This is a genomic window from Mesorhizobium sp. M8A.F.Ca.ET.181.01.1.1, from assembly GCF_004792025.1.
Classification (GTDB): Bacteria; Pseudomonadota; Alphaproteobacteria; order Rhizobiales; family Rhizobiaceae; genus Mesorhizobium.
Map to the genome: position 1 here is coordinate 87,929 of NZ_SRTV01000011.1, position 19,779 is coordinate 107,707.

The window sequence follows — 19,779 nt, forward strand, 5'->3', positions numbered from 1 at the left end:
GATGGACAATGGCTGGACCGTCGTCGCCGTCCTTGCCATCATCGTCCTGCTGGTCGTTGCCGTGCGCAAGCGTCTCCTCGCCATGTTCGGCTATGAACTGTCGCGCATCGAGCCGCAGCGCTCGAGCCAGGACGAATTGCGCGGCGCGGTCGACGATTTCCGCCGTGACGGGCAGGTGGTGCGCGAGGACCGCGACCGCATCGGCGGCCTGTTCGACCTCGAAGAGCTCGAAGTTTCCGACGTCATGGTCCACCGCACGAATATGCGCTCGGTCAACGCCGACAATGCGCCGGAAGCGGTGGTGCGCGAGATCCTGCAGAGCCCGCACACCCGCATGCCGCTCTGGAAAGGCTCGCTCGACAACATCGTCGGCGTGCTGCACGCCAAGGATCTGCTGCGCGCGCTGAACGAAGTCGGCAACGATTTCTCGCAAATCGACGTGATGAAGATCGCCTCAAAACCCTGGTTCGTGCCCGACACCACGACCTTGCAGGAACAGCTCAACGCCTTCCTGCGCCGCAAGGCGCATTTCGCCGTCGTCGTCGACGAATATGGCGAGGTCGAGGGGCTGGTGACGCTGGAGGACATCATCGAGGAGATCGTCGGCGAGATCGCTGACGAGCACGATGTCGACATCCAGGGCGTCAAGCAGGAGGCAGACGGCTCCATCGTGGTCGATGGCACGGTGCCGATCCGCGACCTCAACCGGGCGCTCGACTGGAACCTGCCCGACGAGGAGGCGACCACCATTGCCGGCCTCGTCATCCACGAGGCGCAATCGATCCCCGAGGAGAAGCAGGCTTTTACGTTCCACGGCAAGCGCTTCGTCGTGATGAAGCGCGACAAGAACCGCATTGCCAGGGTCAGGATCCGGCCGGCCGGCGACGCCTGAAGCCTGTCTTTATGCTAGTTGCCCCAAGGCCGCTGCGCACTTTTTGATCGATATGCGCCGGGCCTGAGCCACGGCATCGGTGCAACAACCAAGCCTCATTCCGCGATCTGGCTCGTCGACCGTTCATGGACCGTCAGGCCCGTCTCAGCGTCGACGGCGGCCAGGCTGACCTCATAGCCCCAAAGCCTCCGGATGTGACGAAGCGTGGCGTCGCGGCTGGTGTCCTCAAGAAGGATGCCCTGTTTCACCTTGTGCTGCAGTCGCAAATGCCGATCGCCGAGCAGATCGACATCCACCACCTGGATGTCCGGTCGGTTCGCGCCGACGTCGTAGTTGTGAGCGAGCGCGGCGCGTATCTTTTCATAGCCGCGCTCGTTGTGGATCGAGGCGACCTCACAATGCGGCTGGTCGGCAGCGTCGCCGAGCACAAAAAACCGCCATTTCCGGATCAAGGCCGGGCTGAGGTACTGGCGGATAAAGGACTCGTCGCGGTGGTCTGCCCAGGCGTCGAGGAGGACCTCGCGCCAGTTGCCGTGGCCGGCGATGTCGGGAAACCAGTCTCGATCCTCGGCCGTCGGCTTGGTCGAAATGCGCCTGATGTCCTGCATCATGTCGAGGCCGAGAGCGTATGGATTGATGCCCGAAAAACGCGGATCATCGAACGCCGGCTGGAAGACCACGTTGGAATGATTGCGCAGGATTTCGAGCATGGCGCCCTCGCTGATCCGGCCGCGGTCGAACAGCGTGTTCATCACGGTGTAGTGCACGAAGGTGGCGCAGCCCTCGTTCATCACCTGTGTTTGCCGTTGCGGATAAAAATATTGCGCTATGACGCGAACGATCCTGATGATCTCGCGCTGCCAGGGCTCCAGGACCGGACTGTTCTTTTCCAGGAAATAAAGGAGGTTTTCTTCGGGCAGGTTGAGCGATTTCTTCCACTCCGGGTCCTGGACCTTGACGTCGGCCCTTTGCTGCGAATGCGGCAGTGTGCGCCACAGATCGTTATAGGAGCGCTCTTCGTATTCGAGACGCTCGCGAAGCCCTTCGCGCAGTCGCTCCGACGACAGCTTCGGCGGCCGCTGATAGCGGAACACGCCCTGTTCCATCAGCGCGTGGGCGGAATCGAGAACGGCCTCGACGGCAGCGAGACCGTGCCGCTCCTCGCAACGGACAATGTAGCTCTTGGCGAAGTCCAGGTAGCCGAGGATCGCCCCAGCGTCCGTCCACTGCTTGAACAGATGGTTATTCTTGAAGAAATGGTTGTGCCCGAGCGCGGCGTGGGCCGTCACCAAGGCCTGCAGGGCCATGGTGTTCTCCTCCATCAGATAGACGATGCAGGGATTGGAATTGATGACCAGTTCATAGGCAAGCCCGCGTCCGCCTTTGCGATAGAGCAGATCCTGGTGGAGGAAGTGTTTGCCGAAAGACCAATGTCGGTACATCAGCGGCATACCGACTGACGAGTAGGCGTCGAGCATCTGCTGGGAGGAGATGATCTCCATCTGCACGGGATAGATATCGAGATGGAGCTCTTCGACCGCGATCGCCTCGATCGCATCATAGACCCGCGACAATTTCGTAAAATCCCAGTCGGATCCGGAAAAAAGCAGTTCGGAATTAGCGGCTTGTGTGGCCATCAGCTCCCTCACGCTCTCTTAAGGAGAGTCGGCTGTCTGCCGAAGAGCTGGCGAAAGACCGGGTAGATATCGGCGGGCGTGGCGATGCGGCTCATCTGGAAGTTCGGCCATTTCAGGTCGATCGCGCTATAGGCACGCCATAGCGATGTCCCGTTCTCGGTCGTGCCGAATATATGGGCTTCGCGCTCGTCGATGATCTCGACATAGGCAAAATACTGGCACAGCCGCATGAGCTTGCCGTCGAGCAGGGCTATGCAGCGCTCGGAATCGGTGATGGAATTGTCTCCGTCCGAGGCCTGGGCGGCATAGATGTTCCACTGGCTGGCCGGATATCGCTGCTCGATGATGCGATGCATTTCCTCGAGCGCGGTGGAAACGACGGTACCGCCGCTTTGGGTGCAATTGAAGAATGTCTCCTCGTCAACCTCCTGCGCCTCGTGGGTATGGCGAATGAAGACGATTTCGATCCGGTCATAACGCCGTTTCAAAAACAGGTGCAGCAGCACGAAGAAGCGCTTGGCCAAATCCTTTTCGCGCTCACCCATGGACCCGGACACATCCATCAGACAGAACATGACGGCATTGGCGTTCGGCACGGGCTGGGGATCGAAGCGGTTGAATCGAATGTCGACAGGATCGACATAGGCAATTCGCCTGCGCCGCCGCTCCAATCGGTCCAGCTCCTCGCGCAATGCCGCAATGCGCTGGCGCGTTGCCGCGCTGGATTGCACCAACTCGAGCATGGCGATCTCCTCGAGGATCGCGTCCAGCTCGCCCTGCTTGGGGCGCCTCAGCGCAATACGCCGGCCATGACTGTTACGCATCGTGCGCCCAACATTGATGTTGGTGGGTGAGCCGGTAGCGGCGAAGCCAGCCCGGCGCGGCTTGAAGGCAAGGATTTCCTTGAGGTTGAGCTTGACCATATCCGGGAGTTCGAGATCCTCGAAAAAAAGATCGAGCACCTCTTCGCGTGACAGCACAAAACGAAAGTCGTCTTCAGACACGGTGTTTCCCGGGGACGACGCCCCGGCGCCGCCGCCCTGGCCGGGCTTGGGGATCAAATCTCCAGGAGAGAAATGCCTGTTGCCCGGCAGGATGTACTGGCGCCTGCCGCTGTTCCTGGCGTTGTTGAAGGTCGGCTCGCCCGTGCCTCTGTCGGGCATGGGCACTGCGTGCTCGGCATCCACGTCGGCGATCCTGCCGATGCGGATCTGATCGCGCAGGCTTCGCTTGAGTTCTTCCCGAGCGCGCCTGAGGAACCGCTGGCGATTGCCCAGGCTCTTGTCCTTCGGATTCAGGCGGCGGTCGATGAAAATAGGCATGGAACCATTCGGGCCTCTCTTAACCCGCCTTGTTCACCCGCATGTACCAGTCGACAAGCCGGCGCACCTGCCGCTCGGTGTAGCCGCGTTCCACCATGCGCTGCACGAATTCATTGTGCCGCTTTTCCGTGACGCTGTCCTGCTTGGAGCCGAAACTGATCACCGGCAAGAGGTCTTCGACCTGGCCGAACATCCGCTTCTCGATGACCTCGCGAAGTTTCTCATACCCTGTCCAGGACGGGTTGCGGCCGTGGTTTCGCGCCCGGGCACGCAACGTGAATTTGACCACTTCATTGCGGAAGTCCTTGGGATTGGCGATGCCGGCCGGTTTCTCGACCTGTGACAATTCCTTGTCCAATACCTCGCGATTGAGAATCTGGCCCGTGTCGGGATCCTTGTAGTCCTGGTCCTCAATCCAGGCATCGGCATAGGCGATGTAGCGGTCGAAGAGGTTCTGGCCATATTCGCTGTATGATTCCAGATAGGCCTTCTGAATCTCGTGGCCGATGAACTCGGCATAGCGCGTTGCCAGTTCCGATTTGATGAAGTCGAGATAGGCGCCTTCCGTTTCCTTTGGAAACTGCTCGCGCTTGATCGCCTCTTCCAGGATGTACATCAGGTGCACGGGATCGGCAGCCACCTCCTTGGTGTCGTAGTTGAATGTCTGGGACAAGATCTTGAAGGCGAAGCGTGTGCTTACGCCGGTCATGCCTTCGTCGACGCCGGCGGCATCGCGATATTCCTGGACCGACTTCGCCTTGGGGTCGACCTCCTTGAGATTCTCGCCGTCATAGGCGCGCATCTTAGTGTAGAGCGGCGAATTATCGTGCTCGGCAAGGCGGGTCGAGACCGTGAATCGGCTGAGAATGTCCATCACTTCAGGTGCGCAGGGGCTTGCGGCCAGGTCGCTCTCGCGCAGCAGCTTTTCATAGATCTGCCGCTCTTCGGTGATCCGCAGGCAATACGGTACCTTGACCACGAGGATGCGGTCGAGAAAAGCCTCGTTGTTCTTGTTGTTTTTGAACTGTTGCCATTCCGATTCGTTGGAATGGGCAATGATGATGCCCTGGTAGGGAAAGGCGCCGAAATTCTCGGTACCGTTGTAGCTGCCTTCCTGGGTCGCCGTCAGCAACGGATGCAGGACCTTGATGGGTGCCTTGAACATCTCGACGAATTCGAGCAGGCCCTGCGTGGTCCGGTTCAGTCCGCCGCTGTAGGAATAGGCGTCCGGGTCGGATTGGCTGAAATTTTCCAGCTGTCTGATGTCGACCTTGCCGACCAGGGCCGAGACATCCTGATTGTTTTCGTCGCCAGGCTCTGTCTTGGCAATGCCGATCTGGCGCAGCCGGGAAGGCATCAACTTGACCACGCTGAATTTGGAAATATCGCCGGACAGTTCGTCGAGCCGCTTGGCCGCCCAGGGTGAGATGAGCCCATTCAGCCGGCGTCGGGCTATGCCGTATTTATCCTCCAGCAGGTCGCCCATGCGATCGGGGTTGAAAAGGCCAAGTGGCGATTCGAAAACCGGGCTGATCTGGTTGCCGACCTTCAGCGTGTAGATCGGGCGCTGTTCCATCAATTTCTTCAGCCGTTCGGCCAGGGAGGATTTGCCGCCGCCGACAGGGCCGAGGAGGTAGAGGATTTGCTTGCGCTCCTCGAGTCCCTGGGAGGCATAGCGAAAATAGCCGGCGATACGCTCGATCGTTTCCTCCATGCCGTAGAAGTCGGAGAAGGAGGGATAGATTTTAAGGGTGCGGTTCGAAAAGATGCGGCCGAGCCGTTCGTCCTTGCTGGTGTCGACCAGGTCGGGTTCGCCGATCGCCTCGACCATCCGTTCAGGCGCCGAGGCATACATTGATTTGTCCTCTCGGCAGGCAAGGAGATACTGCTGGAGGCTGGTTTCTTCCTGGGCGGCGTTGGCATAAATCTCCGAAAAAAGGTCGAAGACGTCGGACTGATTGTCGCGCATAGTGCTTTGCCCTCAGAGCCGTGCTGGCTACCTAATGGCTCATCACATATTCAACTGCCGGAACGCATGGTGGTTCCCTTTATTAGGAGCGCGCGTGCATTTGGCATCGAAACCCGAGACGCCAGCCATCTGGCCGAAATGCTTACCCAATACTTAGGTGGTGATGGCCAGACGAGGTCGTCAAGGGGCAGATATTGATTTCGTGATCTGCACGGTATTGAAGCGCGTTGATGCGGCCTGAGGCGGCGAGAGTTGCGACCCGGTTCTGGACGCGCGTGGCGCCTGCGAGCACTGTTGGCCTGCACAGCCGGGAGACCGCGATGATCGATCGACGAAACCTCATCCTGACCTCCGTGGCGGCGATGCTGCCCTTGGAAGCATGGGCCGCGCCGCGCCAGGGCGCGCCAGAAACGTTCGACTACGGACCGGCTCGACTCGACCTTTATGCACCGGAGGACGCAAGCGGGCTGCCGGTGGTGTTTTTCGTTCATGGCGGCGCCTGGCGGCTCGGCAAACGCAGCCAGGTGGGCGCCAAGCCGGCCTTCCTGCTTGCCAACGGCTTCTGCTTCGTCTCGATCGACTACCGCATGCTGCCGCAGGCCGATGTCGCCACCCAGGCGGGCGACGTCGAAAAGGCCTATGCCTATGTCAGGGCCAACATCGCCCGGCATGGTGGCGACCCCAATCGCATCGTCGGCATGGGCCATTCGGCCGGCTGCCACCTGATTGCCCTGACCGGCATGCGCGGTGGATTGCCCGGCGTCGCCGGGCTGCTTCTCGATGATACCCGGGCCTATGATCTCGCCGCGCTCGCCGAAAATGGCGGCATGGTGCGGGCCTATGCGCGCGTGTTTTCCGATGCTTCGCAATGGGCGGCGCTTTCGCCGGCGAGCTATGTGGACGGCCGCAAGCATCCGCCGACCTTCATCGCCTATTCTCGTGCCGACGGTCGCGGCGAGCAGTCCACGACCTTTGCCGAGCGCCTGCGCGCCACAGGCACCGAGGTGACGCTGTTCGATGGCAGCGCGTATACGCATATGTCGATCAACCGCGATTTCGGCAGGGATGGCGATGCGCTGACCGCCGCCGCGCTGACGTTCCTGAAATCGGTGGTCGGTTGACTCAGCCGATTGTCGCTCGCCCATTCCGTCGCTGGATCATGCCAAAAGCGTCGGCGGAATATTGCGGCGCGGACATGCGCGGGTGCAATTGCTCCTCGTTAACGGGAGAAAATTTGCATGAATGGCGCCGATGTCCTGTGCGACGTGCTGCTGGCCAATGATGTTACGGTGTGCTTCGCCAACCCCGGCACATCCGAAATGCATTTCGTCGCCGCGCTCGACCGCAAGCCGCGGATGCGTTGTGTGCTTGGCCTGTTCGAGGGCGTGGTGACCGGTGCGGCCGACGGCTATGCGCGCATGACCGATCGCCCCGCAGCGACGCTGCTTCACACAGGGCCGGGGCTGGCCAACGGTCTTGCCAACATGCACAACGCAAGGCGCGCCAGGAGTTCGATGATCAACATCGTCGGCGACCATGCCTCATACCATCTGCCGCTCGATGCGCCGCTGACCAGCGATATCGGAGGCCTGGCGGCGCCGATGTCCAACTGGGTGCGCCGCATCGAAGGGCCTGCCGATGTCCAGCCGGCCACGGAGGCGGCCTTTCGCGCCTCGCTGACGCCGCCGGGCGTCACGACGCTGATCCTGCCGGCGGACGCGGCCTGGGGGGAGGCTGACGCGGTTTCGCTCGGCAAGGTTGTCCTTTCACCGCCGCCGGTGGTTGACGTGGATGCGGTGCGTCAGGTGGCCGCGGCGATCCGCTCCGCGCCCGGCCGTGTTGGCATGATCGTTCGCGGGCGGGCGGCGCGCGCCGATGCGCTCGAGATCGCCGGCCAGATTTCGGCGGCCTGCGATGTCAGGCTGTTCAGCGAGGTCCTGATCGCCAGGATGCAGCGCGGGCGCGAACGTGTCGCGCCGACGCGCATTCCCTATCCTGTCGACGCGGCGACGGCAGCGCTCAGGGATATCGATGTTCTGGTGCTGGTCGGCGGAAAGGAGCCGGTCGCCTTCTTTGCCTATCCGGGAAAACCGGGACGGCTTGTCCGTGACGACTGCCAGGTGCTGACGCTCGCCGACCATGGGCAGGACCTGCATGCGGCGCTGGAAGCGCTTCGCGGTGAACTTGGCGTCAAGCCATCGCAACGGACGGCGGTTGCCAGCGCGTTTCCCGACGAGGCAACGCCGAACGGCCCGCTGACGGAAGACGCCATCGCACTGTCTGTCGCGAGAAAGCTGCCGGCCGACGCGATCGTCTGCGACGAGGCCGTCACCTCGGCGCGGCGTTTCTTCGCGCTGTCGGCCTTTGCCGCGCCGCACGATTACATGATGGGCACGGGCGGGTCGATCGGCGGCGGCATCCCGCTGGCGACGGGTGCGGCGATCGCCTGTCCCGGCCGCAAGGTGATCAATCTCGAGGCCGACGGCAGCGGCATGTACACGGTGCAGGGCCTGTGGACGCAGGCGCGGGAACGTCTCGACGTGGTGACGATCGTCTTTTCCAACCGCACCTACGCGATCCTGCATGGCGAGATGAAGAATGTCGGCGTGAATGCGATCGGCGAGAATGCGCGGCGCATGCTCGATCTCGATCATCCGGCGCTGGACTGGGTTTCGCTGGCCAAGGGCATGGGCGTGGAGGCTGCGCGTGCGGATACCTGCGAGCGGTTCGACGCGCTGCTCGACGCTGCCTTGTCTCGCCCGGGGCCGTTTCTGATCGAAGCGGTAATCTGACCGGTTCTTACCAGCGCGTCTGTTCGCCGGGCGCCGCAGGCTCGATCGCCAGCGCGTGCACGCCGGCCTTCAACTCGTCGGCCAGCAGTTCGTTGACGGCGCGGTGACGGTCGATGCGGCTCATGCCGGCGAAATTCGGCGAGACGATGCGGACACGGAAATGCGTCTCGCCGGTGCCGTCGAACTCGGCGTGGTGGCCGGATTCCACGTGATGATGGCCGGCGTGCAGATGGCTTTCGTTGAGGATGACCAGCCGGTCCGGCGAAAATGCCTTGTTGAGCTTGTCTTCCATGGTCGCCTGTATGGACATCGTTTTCTCCCTTCACCACATATGGTTGGCGCTGCCGTGAAAACCAGAAATCGGTCTCACCAGGCCGCTGGCGCGCAACAAAATCAGTCATTCGCCTGCTTTAAGCCGCGATTCAGCGGTTAGGGCGATGATCGCGAAAATGTCAATTCTTGTTTCGCATCTGCGAACGCCCCATAAATGGGTGAGATGAAGCCGTATCCCAAATATTTCGAGAAGATTCGCGTTCGCCCCGACAAGGACGCGGAGGTGAAGTCGCACGCGCCGATCTGCCAGTGGGATGGCTGCAAGGAGGCGGGCACGCATCGCGCGCCGGTCGGGCGCATGAAGGAGGGCGAGTATTTCCGCTTCTGCTTCGACCACGTGCGCGAGTACAACAAGGGCTTCAACTACTTCTCCGGCGTGCCGGACACCGAGGTCGCGCGCTTCCAGAAGGAAGCCATGACCGGCCACCGGCCGACCTGGAAGATGGGCGTCAACGGCGCCTCGACACGCTCCTCGCCCGATATGGCGCAGATGCGCTCCGGCCGCGCCGGCTACTACAACCGCATGCGCGACCCGTTCGACCTGTTCAAGGGGCCGAAGGATCCGCGCGAGGCGCGCGAGCGCAAGGCGAAGCCCCTTGAGGCCAAGGCGCTGGAAACGCTTGGCCTTGATACAAAGGCGACTGGCAAGGACATCAAGGCGCGCTATAAGGAACTGGTGAAGCGTCACCATCCGGATGCGAATGGCGGCGACAGAGGTTCGGAAGACCGGTTCCGCGATGTGCTTCAGGCCTATCGCGTGCTCAAACAGGCGGGCCTGTGCTGAGCGACCCTACGGTTCGTGTCGTTTTCCAACTTTCATAAGGTTGGAAAAGGCTTTAAGACCGCCCCCGAACAAAATCGATTGCCGGCGAAACGCGACGTTTCGCTTGTGGAGACGTTGAGAGATATGAACAAGGTCGATCGCGATATCGCCAACCTGCCCGATACGACGGTGTCGGTGAAGGAGAAATTCGGCTTCGAGTCCAAGATGGTGGTGCCGGCCTATTCGGTGACATCAGAGCATGTGCCCGACATTGATCCCGACTATCTGTTCGACAAGGCGACGACCTTGGCGATCCTCGCCGGCTTTGCCTACAACCGCCGCGTCATGGTGTCGGGCTATCACGGCACCGGCAAGTCGACCCATATCGAACAGGTTGCCGCCCGCCTCAACTGGCCTTGCGTGCGCGTCAACCTCGACAGCCATGTCAGCCGTATCGACCTCGTCGGCAAGGACGCGATCGTGGTCAAGGACGGCTTGCAGATCACCGAATTCCGCGACGGCATCCTGCCCTGGGCCTATCAGCACAATGTCGCGCTGTGCTTCGACGAATACGATGCCGGCCGTCCCGACGTGATGTTCGTCATCCAGCGCGTGCTGGAATCGTCCGGCCGCCTGACGCTGCTCGACCAGAGCCGGGTCATCCGCCCGCATCCCGCGTTCCGGCTGTTCTCGACCGCCAACACCGTCGGTCTGGGCGACACCACCGGCCTCTATCACGGCACCCAGCAGATCAACCAGGCGCAGATGGACCGCTGGTCGATCGTCACCACGCTGAACTATCTGCCGCACGACAATGAAGTGAACATCGTGCTGGCCAAGGCCAAGCACTATCGCGACACCAAGGGCAAGGACATCGTCAACAAGATGGTGCGCGTCGCCGATATGACGCGCTCGGCCTTTATCAATGGCGACCTGTCGACGGTGATGAGCCCGCGTACCGTCATCACCTGGGCCGAGAATGCCGAGATCTTCGGCGATGTCGGCATGGCGTTCCGGCTGACCTTCCTCAACAAGTGCGACGAGCTGGAACGCTCGGTGGTTGCCGAGTTCTACCAGCGCGCCTTCGGCCAGGATCTGCCCGAGAGCGCGGCCAACGTGGTGCTGGGCTAAGCAGAGCCTCGATGGCGGGTCCGGGCGACAATACGCGCAACAAGTCGAAGACGGGGTCTGAAGCCGATAGCTTCAAGCGCGCCGTCACCGTCTGCATGCGCGCCATCGCCGGCGACAAGGAGATGGAAGTCGGCTTCGCCAAGGACAGGCCGGCGCTGGCTGGCAGCCGCGCGCGGCTTCCTGAACTGCCCAAGAAGGCATCGAAGACCGACATCGCGATCACCCGCGGGCTCGGCGATTCCATGGCGCTGAAGCGCGCCTGCCACGACGTGCGCATCCACAGCAAGCTGGCGCCCGAAGGCAAGGCTGCCCGTGCCATCTACGACGCGGTCGAGCAGGCCCGCGTCGAGGCGATCGGCAGCCGCGCCATGCAAGGCGTCGCCGACAATATCGGCTCGATGCTGGAGGACAAATACGCCAAGGCCAACCTCGTCGACGTCAAGGACAAGGCCGACGCGCCCATCGAGGAGGCGCTGGCGCTGATGGTGCGCGAAAAGCTGACCGGAAGGCCGGTGCCGAAGAGCGGCGAGCGGCTGGTCGAACTCTGGCGGCCGTGGGTCGAGGAGAAGGCCAAGGCGGACCTCGACGGCCTGTCGGAAAAGCTCGAGGACCAGCAGGCCTTCGCCCGCGTTGTACGCGAGATGCTCGCCTCCATGGAAATGGCCGAGGAACTCGGCGACGACCAGGAGACCGAAGACTCCGAGGACAATGACGACAACCAGCCGCAAGGCGAGGAACAGAGCGAGGAGGGCGGCGAAGACGATTCCGGCTCCGAGCAGTCGCAATCCGAGGACGCCGAGGCATCGGCGGACGACGAGCAGTCGGCGGAGACCGAGGCCTCCGACGCGACGGCCGACGATCTGTCGGATGACGACGATGCCGATGCCGAGACGCCCGGGGAGGCGCGCCGCAACGACAATCCCTTCACCAATCTGCCGAAGGAAATCGACTACAAGGTCTACACGTCAGCTTTCGACGAGACGGTCGGCGCCGAGGAGCTCTGCGAAGAGGAAGAGCTCGACCGGCTGCGCGCCTTCCTCGACAAGCAGCTCGCCAACCTGTCCGGCGTCGTCGGACGGCTCGCCAACCGGCTGCAGCGCCGCCTGATGGCGCAGCAGAACCGGTCCTGGGACTTCGACCTGGAAGAGGGCTATCTCGACCCGGCGCGGCTGGTGCGCGTGGTCATCGATCCGATGCAGCCGCTGTCGTTCAAGCAGGAACGCGATACCAAATTCCGTGACACGGTGGTGACGCTGGTGCTCGACAATTCCGGTTCGATGCGCGGCCGGCCGATCACGGTCGCCGCCACCTGCGCCGACATTCTGGCGCGCACGCTGGAGCGCTGCGGCGTGTCGGTCGAGATCCTCGGCTTCACCACGCGGGCCTGGAAGGGTGGGCAGGCGCGCGAGAAATGGCTGAAGGACGGCAAGCCGCCGAACCCCGGTCGGCTCAACGACCTGCGCCATATCATCTACAAGTCGGCCGACCACCCGTGGCGGCGGGCGCGGCGCAATCTCGGCCTGATGATGCGCGAAGGCCTGCTCAAGGAAAACATCGACGGCGAGGCGCTCTTGTGGGCGCACAACCGGCTGATTGCCCGGCCCGAACAGCGCAAGATCCTGATGATGATCTCGGACGGCGCGCCCGTCGACGATTCGACGCTGTCGGTCAATCCGGGCAATTATCTCGAACGCCATCTGCGCGCCGTCATCGAACTGATCGAGACGCGTTCGCCGGTGGAGTTGCTGGCCATCGGCATCGGCCATGACGTCACGCGCTATTACAGGCGCGCCGTCACCATCGTCGATGCCGAGGAACTGGCCGGCGCCATGACCGAGCAACTGGCTTCGCTGTTTGCCGAGGAAAGCGCGAAGGATACGCGTCGCGGCGGCATGCGGCGCGCCGGATGATCTTTTTCCGAGGCGGGTTTCGGCACACGCTTTTCGCCGCCTTCGCCTTGCTTGCCGGCATGGCTTCGGCGCCAGCCGGTTCGGCCGACTCGGCTCCGGTTGAGCCTGTCGCGGTCTCGGCCCGCCCGATCACCGAATTCCATATTGGCCGTACCGACAAGCAGTTTGGCCAACTCGAATTCGTCGGCGGGCTGGAAATGACCTCGCCATCACGTGATTTCGGGGCGCTGTCGGCCTTCCGGTTTCTGAAAGCCGGCAGTGATTTCATCGGCGTGGCCGACACCGGTTACTGGTTCTTCGGATCGGTGGCCCGCGACGCTGACAGGCGGCCCGTTGGCATCCAGAATTTTCGCATGCAGCAGCTGGTCGACCAGAACGGCCAGCCGATCGACGAAAAATGGGAAGTCGACGCCGAGGGCCTTGCGGTCAAGGACGGCATCGCCACCGTTGGTTTCGAGCGCAACCATAGCGTCGCCCAGTTCAAGATTGACCAAGACAATATGAAGGGGTCGTTCCGGCAGTTGGATTTCCTGGTGCCGGCGCGGGAGCTGCGGCAGAATCGCGGCTTCGAGACCGTCACCCATGCCAATGCCAACGGCCAGCATCAGGGCGGCCTGGTCGTGGTCTCGGAGAAGAGCCTCGACAAGGCCGGCAATATCTACGCCGCCATCATCGAAGGCCCGCACAAGGGCGTCTTTACCGTCAAGCGCAACGACGATTTCGACATCACCGATGGCGCCTTCCTGCCGGATGGCGATCTTTTGCTGCTGGAGCGCAGTTTCACCATGGCGGGCGGCCTCAAGATGCGGCTGCGGCGCATTTATGGAGAGAGCGTCGAGAAGGGCGCCGTCGCCGATGGGCCGGTGCTGCTGCAGGCCGACATGGGCTACCAGATCGACAATATGGAAGGTCTTGACGTCTGGACCCGCGATGACGGCGCGCTGATGGTGTCGCTGATCTCCGACGATAACCACTCGATCCTGCAGCGCAATCTCTACCTGGAATTCATCCTGCACCAGGATTGACTGGCACTCTGCCTGCTTGAAGTAGGGTCGACTGTCCGTCACTCGATCTACGCTGATCAAAACACTTTAGCACAGACTTGACTATTCGTGCGATCGGCGTAATACTCAAGTCCATGCTTAACCATTCCGAGATCGACAGCATCCTTCGCGCTCTCGTCGAACCCACCCGCCGGCAGATCCTGGAACGGTTGAGCAGCGGACCGGCCACCGTCAGCCAGCTGGCGGAGCCGTTCGGCATGACCTTCGCCGCCGTGCTGCAGCATCTCCAGGCGCTGGAGGCCTGCGGGCTGATCCGCAGTGAAAAGATTGGGCGGGTGCGCACCTGCCGGATCGAACCGGGCGGGCTCGCCCCGCTCGCCGACTGGATTGCCGAACGCCGCATTCCGGCGGAACGCCATCTCGACCGTCTTGGCCAGATTCTGGCCGAGCCAGAGCCATCCCCAAAAGGCCAATCCTCCGAGAAAAGTCAGGATCAGGAAAAGGACAAACAGCAATGAACCAGATAGCCCCCGTCAAGGACGAGCATTCCGTCATCCATTCCACCTTCACCATCGAGCGCACCTATCCGCAATCGCCGTCGCGGGTCTTCCATGCCTTCGCCGACAAGGCGACGGTGCGACGCTGGCGCATCGAAGGCGATGGTTTTGCCGTTGCCGAGTTCAGCTTCGACTTTCGTGTCGGCGGCGGCGAGGTGTCGAGGTTCAGCTATGGCGGCGGTCCGGAGGTCAGGCTCGACGCGCAATTCCAGGACATCGTCGCCGACCAGCGCATCGTGTTTTCCTACAGAATGGCGGTCGGATCGCAGCCCATGTCGGCATCCCTCACCACCGTGGAGCTGACGCCGTTGGGCGACGGCACAAGGCTGACCTATACCGAGCAGGGCGTCTTTTTTGATGGTGTCGATTCCGCCCAGGGGCGGGAAGAGGGGACCCGTGGCCTGCTGGAGACCCTTGGCGCGGAACTTCAGAAGTCAAAGTAAGCGCGGACGCCGCTGGCGGCCTCGGTCAGGACCGTGAGCCGTTGGTGGCGATCCAGATGACATGGCGCGCGCCGCGCTTGCCGTTGGCGCGCGTGTTGACCTCCTCAAAGGCGAAGCCGGCCTGTTTCAGCCGCCGCGTGAAGCCGGCATCCGGGCCTTGCGACCACACCGCCAGCACGCCGCCCGGCTTGAGGGCGCTACGCGCGTCGCCGAGCCCCGCCAGGCTGTAGAGAGCGTCATTGCCCTTGTGGACGATGCCTTCGGGGCCATTGTCGACGTCGAGCAGGATTGCGTCCCAGGCTGCGGGCTCGGACCGTATCAACTTGCCGACATCGGCCTCGCGGATGGTGACGCGGGAATCGCCGAGCGAGCCGGCGAAAATCTCGGCCATCGGGCCGCGCGCCCAGGCGACGACGGCCGGCACCAGTTCCGCGACAACGATTTCGGCATTTCTGCCCAGTTCGGCGAGAGCAGCGCGCAGCGTAAAACCCATGCCAAGTCCGCCGATCAGCACCCTCGGCTGCCGATGGCCCGCGATCCTCTGGCAGGATAGTTTCGCCAGCGCCTCCTCGGATCCGCTGAGGCGGCTGTTCATCAACTCGTTGGTGCCGAGCATGATCGAGAATTCGGAACCGCGCCGTTTCAGCCGCAGTTCCTGTTGGCCATCAGGCGTTTTCGCGGAGTCCAGCTGGATCCAGGGAATCACGGCTTAGGCCGCGGCAACGGCCGGCTGGCTCCAGCGGGCGGCGAGCAGCCGGTAAGGGATCAGTGCCACGACAGCGATGATCAGTTTCACGCTGAGGTCGCCGAGCGCCCAGGACACCCAACGCATGGCCTCGACATGAAACACGCCCATCAACGGGGCGCTCTCCAGCGCGAAGCTGTCGCTTGGGCCGGCGAAGGCAAAGGCGGCCGAAAAGGCCACGCCGAAGAACACGACGGTGTCGAACACCGATCCGACCAGCGTGCCGACGATCGGCGCCCGCCACCAGCTCTGCCGGCGCAGCCGGTTGAACACGGTGACGTCGAGCAATTGCGCGGTCAGGAAGGCAGCGCCCGAAGCGGCCGCGATACGCACCAGCCGGTCGGCCGACGTCTCGAATTCGATGAAGCCGTGGCGAAACAGGAAGGGTGGGATCAGGATCGAGCACACTACCGCCGTCATGAAGCCGACAAAGACGATGCGGCGCGCCACGGCAGGTCCGTAGCGCCGGTTGGCAAGGTCGGTGACCAGGAAGGAGAAGGGGTAGGTGAACGCGCCCCAGGTCAAAACGTCGGCGAGCGACAGGCCGCCAATCTGGCCCTGCATGGGAAACTGCACGAGGATGTTCGATGCCACGACGACAAGCGCCATGGCGGCCACGAAAGGCAGGTATCGCGAAAAAGAAGACATTTTTTTATCCTGGGTAATGGAACCAGCGGAGCATCATGCCGATCGGGCGGTGCCCGCTTCGCAGTTGGGCATCGGATTGTCGAGCCTTGCGGATCTATCCGATGCTCAGTGGCCAACAAAAGATTGGCCAGAGGCCAACAAGAGGTTGGCCGGGGCGGTCGTCCCCCGCCTTATCTGATGTTACGCAGCGACCTGCTCGGCGAGCTTCTTGGCGATCTGCTTCTTCAGCAGGCGCGCGCGCTGCGACAGTTCCTTGACGTCGGCCTTGGCCAGGAAAGCGTCGAGACCGCCACGATGTTCGACCGAACGCAGCGCGTTGGCTGAGATGCGCAGGCGCACGTTCTGGTTCAGCGCTTCCGAAATCAGCGTCACATTGACGAGGTTCGGCAGGAAGCGACGCTTGGTCTTGTTGTTGGCGTGGCTCACATTGTTGCCGGTCTGGACTGCTTTGGCAGTGAGTTCGCAGGTGCGGGACATGGGTTCTAACCTTCAGTTCTTTCGTGACCTGCCAAACCTTTGTGCCCACGCCGGGTGGCGCGCGGTTCTGGTCAGGCGGCCTTATGGAAAAAGTTGGCGTTCCATAGTTGCATTTCACCGGGGCGTCAAGCTCCGGCTTCGCCACGGAACCGCCCGGCATTTCATATTAAGGCCGGATTTCCCCCTATAAGCGGTCTCATAGGGACATGCCAGACCGGAGTCGCCCGCCTCCGGCCCAAAATCAAGGATCCGATCCGCCATGCCTCGTTTGTCTCACGCGCTCGTCACCGCGCTTGCCATCGCCTTGCCGTCCGCCGCGTCGGCTGCGTCGCCGCAATCCTTCAAGGGCGAATACACGGTGTCGTTCCTGGGGCTCTCGATCGCGAGATCGACTTTCTCCAGCAGCTATCAGAGTGGCGTTTATGCGATCAATGGCACCGTCTCCGCAGCGGGTCTGGCCAAGCTGTTCGACGACACGCGTGGCACAATCTCGTCCAAGGGTACGATCTCCGGGCAGAAAATGGTGCCGCAGGCATTCCGTGCCGATTACACTTCCGGCAAGAAGGCATCCTCGATCGACATTCGCTTTGCCAATGGCAACGTGGCGTCGACGCAGGTCATCCCCGCGCCGGGCAAGCGCGACCCCAAGGCCTGGATACCGCTCGGTGCCGGCGATCTGGCATCGGTACTCGATCCGATGGCCGCCACCGTCATCCATGCCGACAGCCCCGACCAGGTCTGCGGCCGCAAGGTCAAGTTCTATGATGGTGAGATGCGCGCCGACCTGACGCTGACCTACGCCTCGAAAGGAACGATCTCGGTGCCGGGCTACAAGGGCGACACAGTCACCTGCCAGATGGGTTTCGAGCCGGTGGCAGGCTACCGCAAGGGCCGCAAGGCGCTCAATTATCTCAAGAGCAAGAGCCGCATGATGGTGACGTTTGCACCGCTTGGCCAAACCGGCGTATATGCGCCGATCCACGCTACGGTCGGAACGCAGATCGGCACCTTGACCATCAGCGCCGGACGTTTCGAAGCGGTACAATAAGGCAGGCCATCGGGGACAGAATGGGGCGCGCCACTGGAGACAAAATGGGGCGCGCAACACTGATCGGCTTTTCGGCGGTCGCCATGTGGGCGTTGCTGGCGTTGCTGACGGACGCATCCGGCAAGGTGCCGCCATTCCTGTTGTCGGCGATCACCTTCTCGATCGGCACCGGTGTCGGGCTAGTCGCACGGCTGTTCATGCCGGCTGCCGACAGGGGCCAGAAAATCCCACCCCAGGTGTGGGTGATCGGCATTGCCGGCCTGTTCGGCTACCACTTCTTCTACTTCACCGCGCTGCGCAACGCGCCGGCGGTGGAGGCGAGCCTGATTGCTTATCTCTGGCCACTGCTGATCGTGCTCGGCTCGGCGCTGATGCCGGGCGAAAAACTGGCGTGGCACCATGTCGTCGGCGCGCTGCTCGGCCTTGCCGGCACCGTGCTGATCGTCACCAAGGGTGGCGGCCTGGCCTTCGATGCTCGCTATACCTTCGGCTATGCCATGGCCGCCGTCTGCGCCTTGCTATGGTCGTCCTATTCACTGCTGTCGCGACGTTTCCCGTCGGTGCCGACCAGCATCGTCACCTGGTTCTGCGCGGCAACCGCCGTGCTGTCGCTCGCCTGCCACCTGGCGCTCGAGGAAACAGTGCTGCCGGTCGGCGCCGGCCAGTGGCTGGCCGTGCTCGGCCTTGGCCTGATGCCGGTGGGCGCGGCCTTCTATGCCTGGGACATCGGCGTCAAGCGCGGCAACATCCAGGTGTTGGGTGCGGTAAGCTACGCGGCGCCGCTTTTGTCGACGCTGGTGCTGATCGCGGCTGGCGTCGCCGAGCCTTCGTTGCGCATTCTGGCCGCCTGCGTGCTCATCACCGGCGGCGCGGCGCTGGCGGCAAAGTCGCTGTTTCTGCGCAAGTCCATTGCTATCGAGAGCGGAGCCGGGGCATCCGAAGACGGAGCCAGGGTATCCGAAGGTGGAGCCCGGGCATCCGAAGACGGAGCCAGGGCATGACGATGCCGTTTGCCGGCGGCATCGACGCCAACGCCAATGCAACGCTGATCTTTTCGATGGTGGCGGCGGTGATCTATGCCTTCACATCAGGCATGCCGCCGACGCTGGCCCGCTCGGCGGCAAAGACGCTCTCTGTGGCCATGCTCGCCGCACTCGCCGCAATGCAGGGCGGCCCGCTGCTGCTGGTTGCCGCCCTTGCGCTGAGCGCGATCGGCGACGCCTTCCTGTCGCGCGACGGGGAAAGGGCATTTCTCGGCGGGCTGGCGAGCTTTCTCGTCGCCCACATCGTCTATGTCGCGCTGTTCCTGCGTAGCGGTGGCGGATTGGAGCTGCTTTCCGCCGAATCCTGGCGAGGCGCGATTGCACTGGCCATGGGGGTGTTCGCGATCGTGATGCTGGCAGCGCTCTGGCGCCGTGTCGGCCCCGGCCTGCGTATCCCGATCGCCGTCTATGTCCTTGCGATCCTGGCGATGGGCATGTCGGCGCTGACGACAAACAGTATCTGGGTGATCGGCGGCGCCGTGCTGTTCATGGCATCGGACGGGCTGCTTGCCACGGAGAAATTCCTGGTGGCCGCCATCTCGCCGCATCGCGCCTGGATGCGCGTCGCAGTCTGGGTGCTGTATTACGCCGCCCAGCTCGCCATTACCCTGGGTTTCCTGCTCGGTTAGGCTGCCAGCCCGGCTCGGCCAGTTCGAAGGCGGCGAAATCGAAACCCGGCGCGACGGTACAGCCGACCAGCGTCCACTCGCCCAGACTGCGCGCCGATTGCCACCAGCCTGCCGGCACGACGATTTGCGGCCTTTCGCCCGCCGCGAGGTCGATGCCGAGAACCTGCTCGATAACGGCGCCGCCTTCTTCACACATCGACAGCGCCAACGGCGCGCCGGCATGGAAATGCCAGACCTCGGCGGCATCCCTGACCCGATGCCAGGCTGAAAGCTGGTGCCGTTCCAGCAGAAAATAGATTGCGGTCGAATGGCCGCGCGCACCGCCGGCCTCGTCGCGAAAGGTTTCGGCATACCAGCCGCCTTCCGGATGCGGCTTCAGTGCGAGCGTTGCTATGATTTGCGCGGAACTGGTCATCGGCAGGAAGCTCGCATGGCG

General features: G+C 62.7%; 20 protein-coding genes. 12 read left to right on the top strand and 8 right to left on the bottom strand.

The window, feature by feature from the left end; all coding sequences use genetic code 11:
• Position 1 precedes the first annotated feature (1 nt).
• A complete protein-coding gene (locus EN824_RS29270; protein WP_135867568.1) occupies positions 2 to 892 on the top strand; it encodes an HlyC/CorC family transporter in 891 nt (296 codons plus the stop codon).
• A gap of 95 nt (positions 893 to 987) precedes the next feature.
• On the opposite strand, the gene EN824_RS29275 is transcribed toward EN824_RS29270, so the two are convergent.
• The 3 genes from EN824_RS29275 to EN824_RS29285 are packed head-to-tail and all read right to left on the bottom strand — an operon-like array spanning position 988 to position 5,820.
• Positions 988 to 2,529, bottom strand: a complete 1,542-nt coding sequence (locus EN824_RS29275; protein ID WP_135867567.1) for a SpoVR family protein — start codon at positions 2,527 to 2,529, stop codon at positions 988 to 990.
• Between the two features lie 8 nt (positions 2,530 to 2,537).
• Positions 2,538 to 3,851 carry a YeaH/YhbH family protein gene (locus EN824_RS29280; RefSeq protein WP_135867566.1) on the bottom strand — a complete coding sequence of 438 codons (1,314 nt, stop codon included), beginning with the start codon at positions 3,849 to 3,851 and terminating at the stop codon, positions 2,538 to 2,540.
• A 19-nt stretch (positions 3,852 to 3,870) separates the two neighbouring features.
• On the bottom strand, positions 3,871 to 5,820 hold the full coding sequence (locus EN824_RS29285; RefSeq protein ID WP_135932982.1) for a PrkA family serine protein kinase: 1,950 nt from the start codon (positions 5,818 to 5,820) through the stop codon (positions 3,871 to 3,873).
• Between the two features lie 320 nt (positions 5,821 to 6,140).
• Between EN824_RS29285 and EN824_RS29290 the strand changes: the two genes are divergently transcribed.
• Together EN824_RS29290 and EN824_RS29295 are read left to right on the top strand one after the other, a co-directional pair.
• Entirely contained in the window at positions 6,141 to 6,941 is an 801-nt protein-coding gene (locus EN824_RS29290) for an alpha/beta hydrolase (RefSeq protein ID WP_135932983.1), read from the top strand.
• A 117-nt stretch (positions 6,942 to 7,058) separates the two neighbouring features.
• Positions 7,059 to 8,612, top strand: a complete 1,554-nt coding sequence (locus EN824_RS29295) for an acetolactate synthase large subunit (protein ID WP_135932984.1) — start codon at positions 7,059 to 7,061, stop codon at positions 8,610 to 8,612.
• Between the two features lie 7 nt (positions 8,613 to 8,619).
• Here the strand turns inward: EN824_RS29295 and EN824_RS29300 are convergent, their stop codons facing one another.
• Positions 8,620 to 8,922 (bottom strand): BolA family protein, encoded by a 303-nt coding sequence (locus EN824_RS29300; protein WP_127276016.1) that lies wholly within the window; start codon positions 8,920 to 8,922, stop codon positions 8,620 to 8,622.
• Between the two features lie 177 nt (positions 8,923 to 9,099).
• Here EN824_RS29300 and EN824_RS29305 point away from each other — a divergent pair, with 177 nt between their 5' ends.
• The 6 genes from EN824_RS29305 to EN824_RS29330 all read left to right on the top strand — a co-directional run bounded on the left by EN824_RS29305 (position 9,100) and on the right by EN824_RS29330 (position 14,753).
• Positions 9,100 to 9,729: a J domain-containing protein gene (locus EN824_RS29305; protein WP_127276015.1), complete on the top strand. Its 630-nt coding sequence runs from the start codon at positions 9,100 to 9,102 to the stop codon at positions 9,727 to 9,729.
• Between the two features lie 123 nt (positions 9,730 to 9,852).
• A complete protein-coding gene (cobS, locus tag EN824_RS29310) occupies positions 9,853 to 10,839 on the top strand; it encodes a cobaltochelatase subunit CobS (RefSeq protein WP_127276014.1) in 987 nt (328 codons plus the stop codon).
• Between the two features lie 11 nt (positions 10,840 to 10,850).
• Positions 10,851 to 12,749, top strand: coding sequence for a cobaltochelatase subunit CobT (cobT, locus tag EN824_RS29315; protein ID WP_127872205.1), 1,899 nt, complete (start codon positions 10,851 to 10,853; stop codon positions 12,747 to 12,749).
• A complete protein-coding gene (locus EN824_RS29320; RefSeq protein WP_135932985.1) occupies positions 12,746 to 13,774 on the top strand; it encodes an esterase-like activity of phytase family protein in 1,029 nt (342 codons plus the stop codon). Before cobT ends, EN824_RS29320 begins: the two co-directional genes overlap by 4 nt.
• Before the next feature lie 113 nt (positions 13,775 to 13,887).
• A complete protein-coding gene (locus tag EN824_RS29325; RefSeq protein WP_127872354.1) occupies positions 13,888 to 14,271 on the top strand; it encodes a metalloregulator ArsR/SmtB family transcription factor in 384 nt (127 codons plus the stop codon).
• Positions 14,268 to 14,753, top strand: a complete 486-nt coding sequence (locus EN824_RS29330) for an SRPBCC family protein (RefSeq protein ID WP_135932986.1) — start codon at positions 14,268 to 14,270, stop codon at positions 14,751 to 14,753. Before EN824_RS29325 ends, EN824_RS29330 begins: the two co-directional genes overlap by 4 nt.
• Positions 14,754 to 14,778: 25 nt before the next feature.
• Here the strand turns inward: EN824_RS29330 and EN824_RS29335 are convergent, their stop codons facing one another.
• The 3 genes from EN824_RS29335 to rpmB form a co-directional block, all read right to left on the bottom strand.
• A complete protein-coding gene (locus tag EN824_RS29335; protein WP_135867564.1) occupies positions 14,779 to 15,459 on the bottom strand; it encodes a hypothetical protein in 681 nt (226 codons plus the stop codon).
• 3 nt (positions 15,460 to 15,462) lie between these two features.
• Entirely contained in the window at positions 15,463 to 16,146 is a 684-nt protein-coding gene (locus tag EN824_RS29340) for a queuosine precursor transporter (protein ID WP_135932987.1), read from the bottom strand.
• 180 nt (positions 16,147 to 16,326) lie between these two features.
• Entirely contained in the window at positions 16,327 to 16,623 is a 297-nt protein-coding gene (rpmB, locus tag EN824_RS29345) for a 50S ribosomal protein L28 (protein WP_010911765.1), read from the bottom strand.
• Positions 16,624 to 16,882: 259 nt separating this feature from the next.
• On the opposite strand from rpmB, the gene EN824_RS29350 reads away from it, so the two are divergent.
• The 3 genes from EN824_RS29350 to EN824_RS29360 are packed head-to-tail and all read left to right on the top strand — an operon-like array spanning position 16,883 to position 19,343.
• Positions 16,883 to 17,671 (top strand): DUF3108 domain-containing protein, encoded by a 789-nt coding sequence (locus EN824_RS29350; protein WP_135932988.1) that lies wholly within the window; start codon positions 16,883 to 16,885, stop codon positions 17,669 to 17,671.
• Between the two features lie 44 nt (positions 17,672 to 17,715).
• Positions 17,716 to 18,672 carry an EamA family transporter gene (locus tag EN824_RS29355; RefSeq protein ID WP_135929463.1) on the top strand — a complete coding sequence of 319 codons (957 nt, stop codon included), beginning with the start codon at positions 17,716 to 17,718 and terminating at the stop codon, positions 18,670 to 18,672.
• Positions 18,669 to 19,343 (top strand): lysoplasmalogenase, encoded by a 675-nt coding sequence (locus tag EN824_RS29360; RefSeq protein ID WP_135883498.1) that lies wholly within the window; start codon positions 18,669 to 18,671, stop codon positions 19,341 to 19,343. The genes EN824_RS29355 and EN824_RS29360 overlap by 4 nt, the downstream gene beginning before the upstream one ends.
• Here EN824_RS29360 and EN824_RS29365 read toward each other — a convergent pair.
• Complete coding sequence (locus tag EN824_RS29365; protein ID WP_135932989.1) at positions 19,318 to 19,758, bottom strand: cupin domain-containing protein; 441 nt, start codon at positions 19,756 to 19,758, stop codon at positions 19,318 to 19,320. The two genes, EN824_RS29360 and EN824_RS29365, sit on opposite strands and share 26 nt — an antisense overlap.
• Between the last annotated feature and the right edge of the window lie 21 nt (positions 19,759 to 19,779).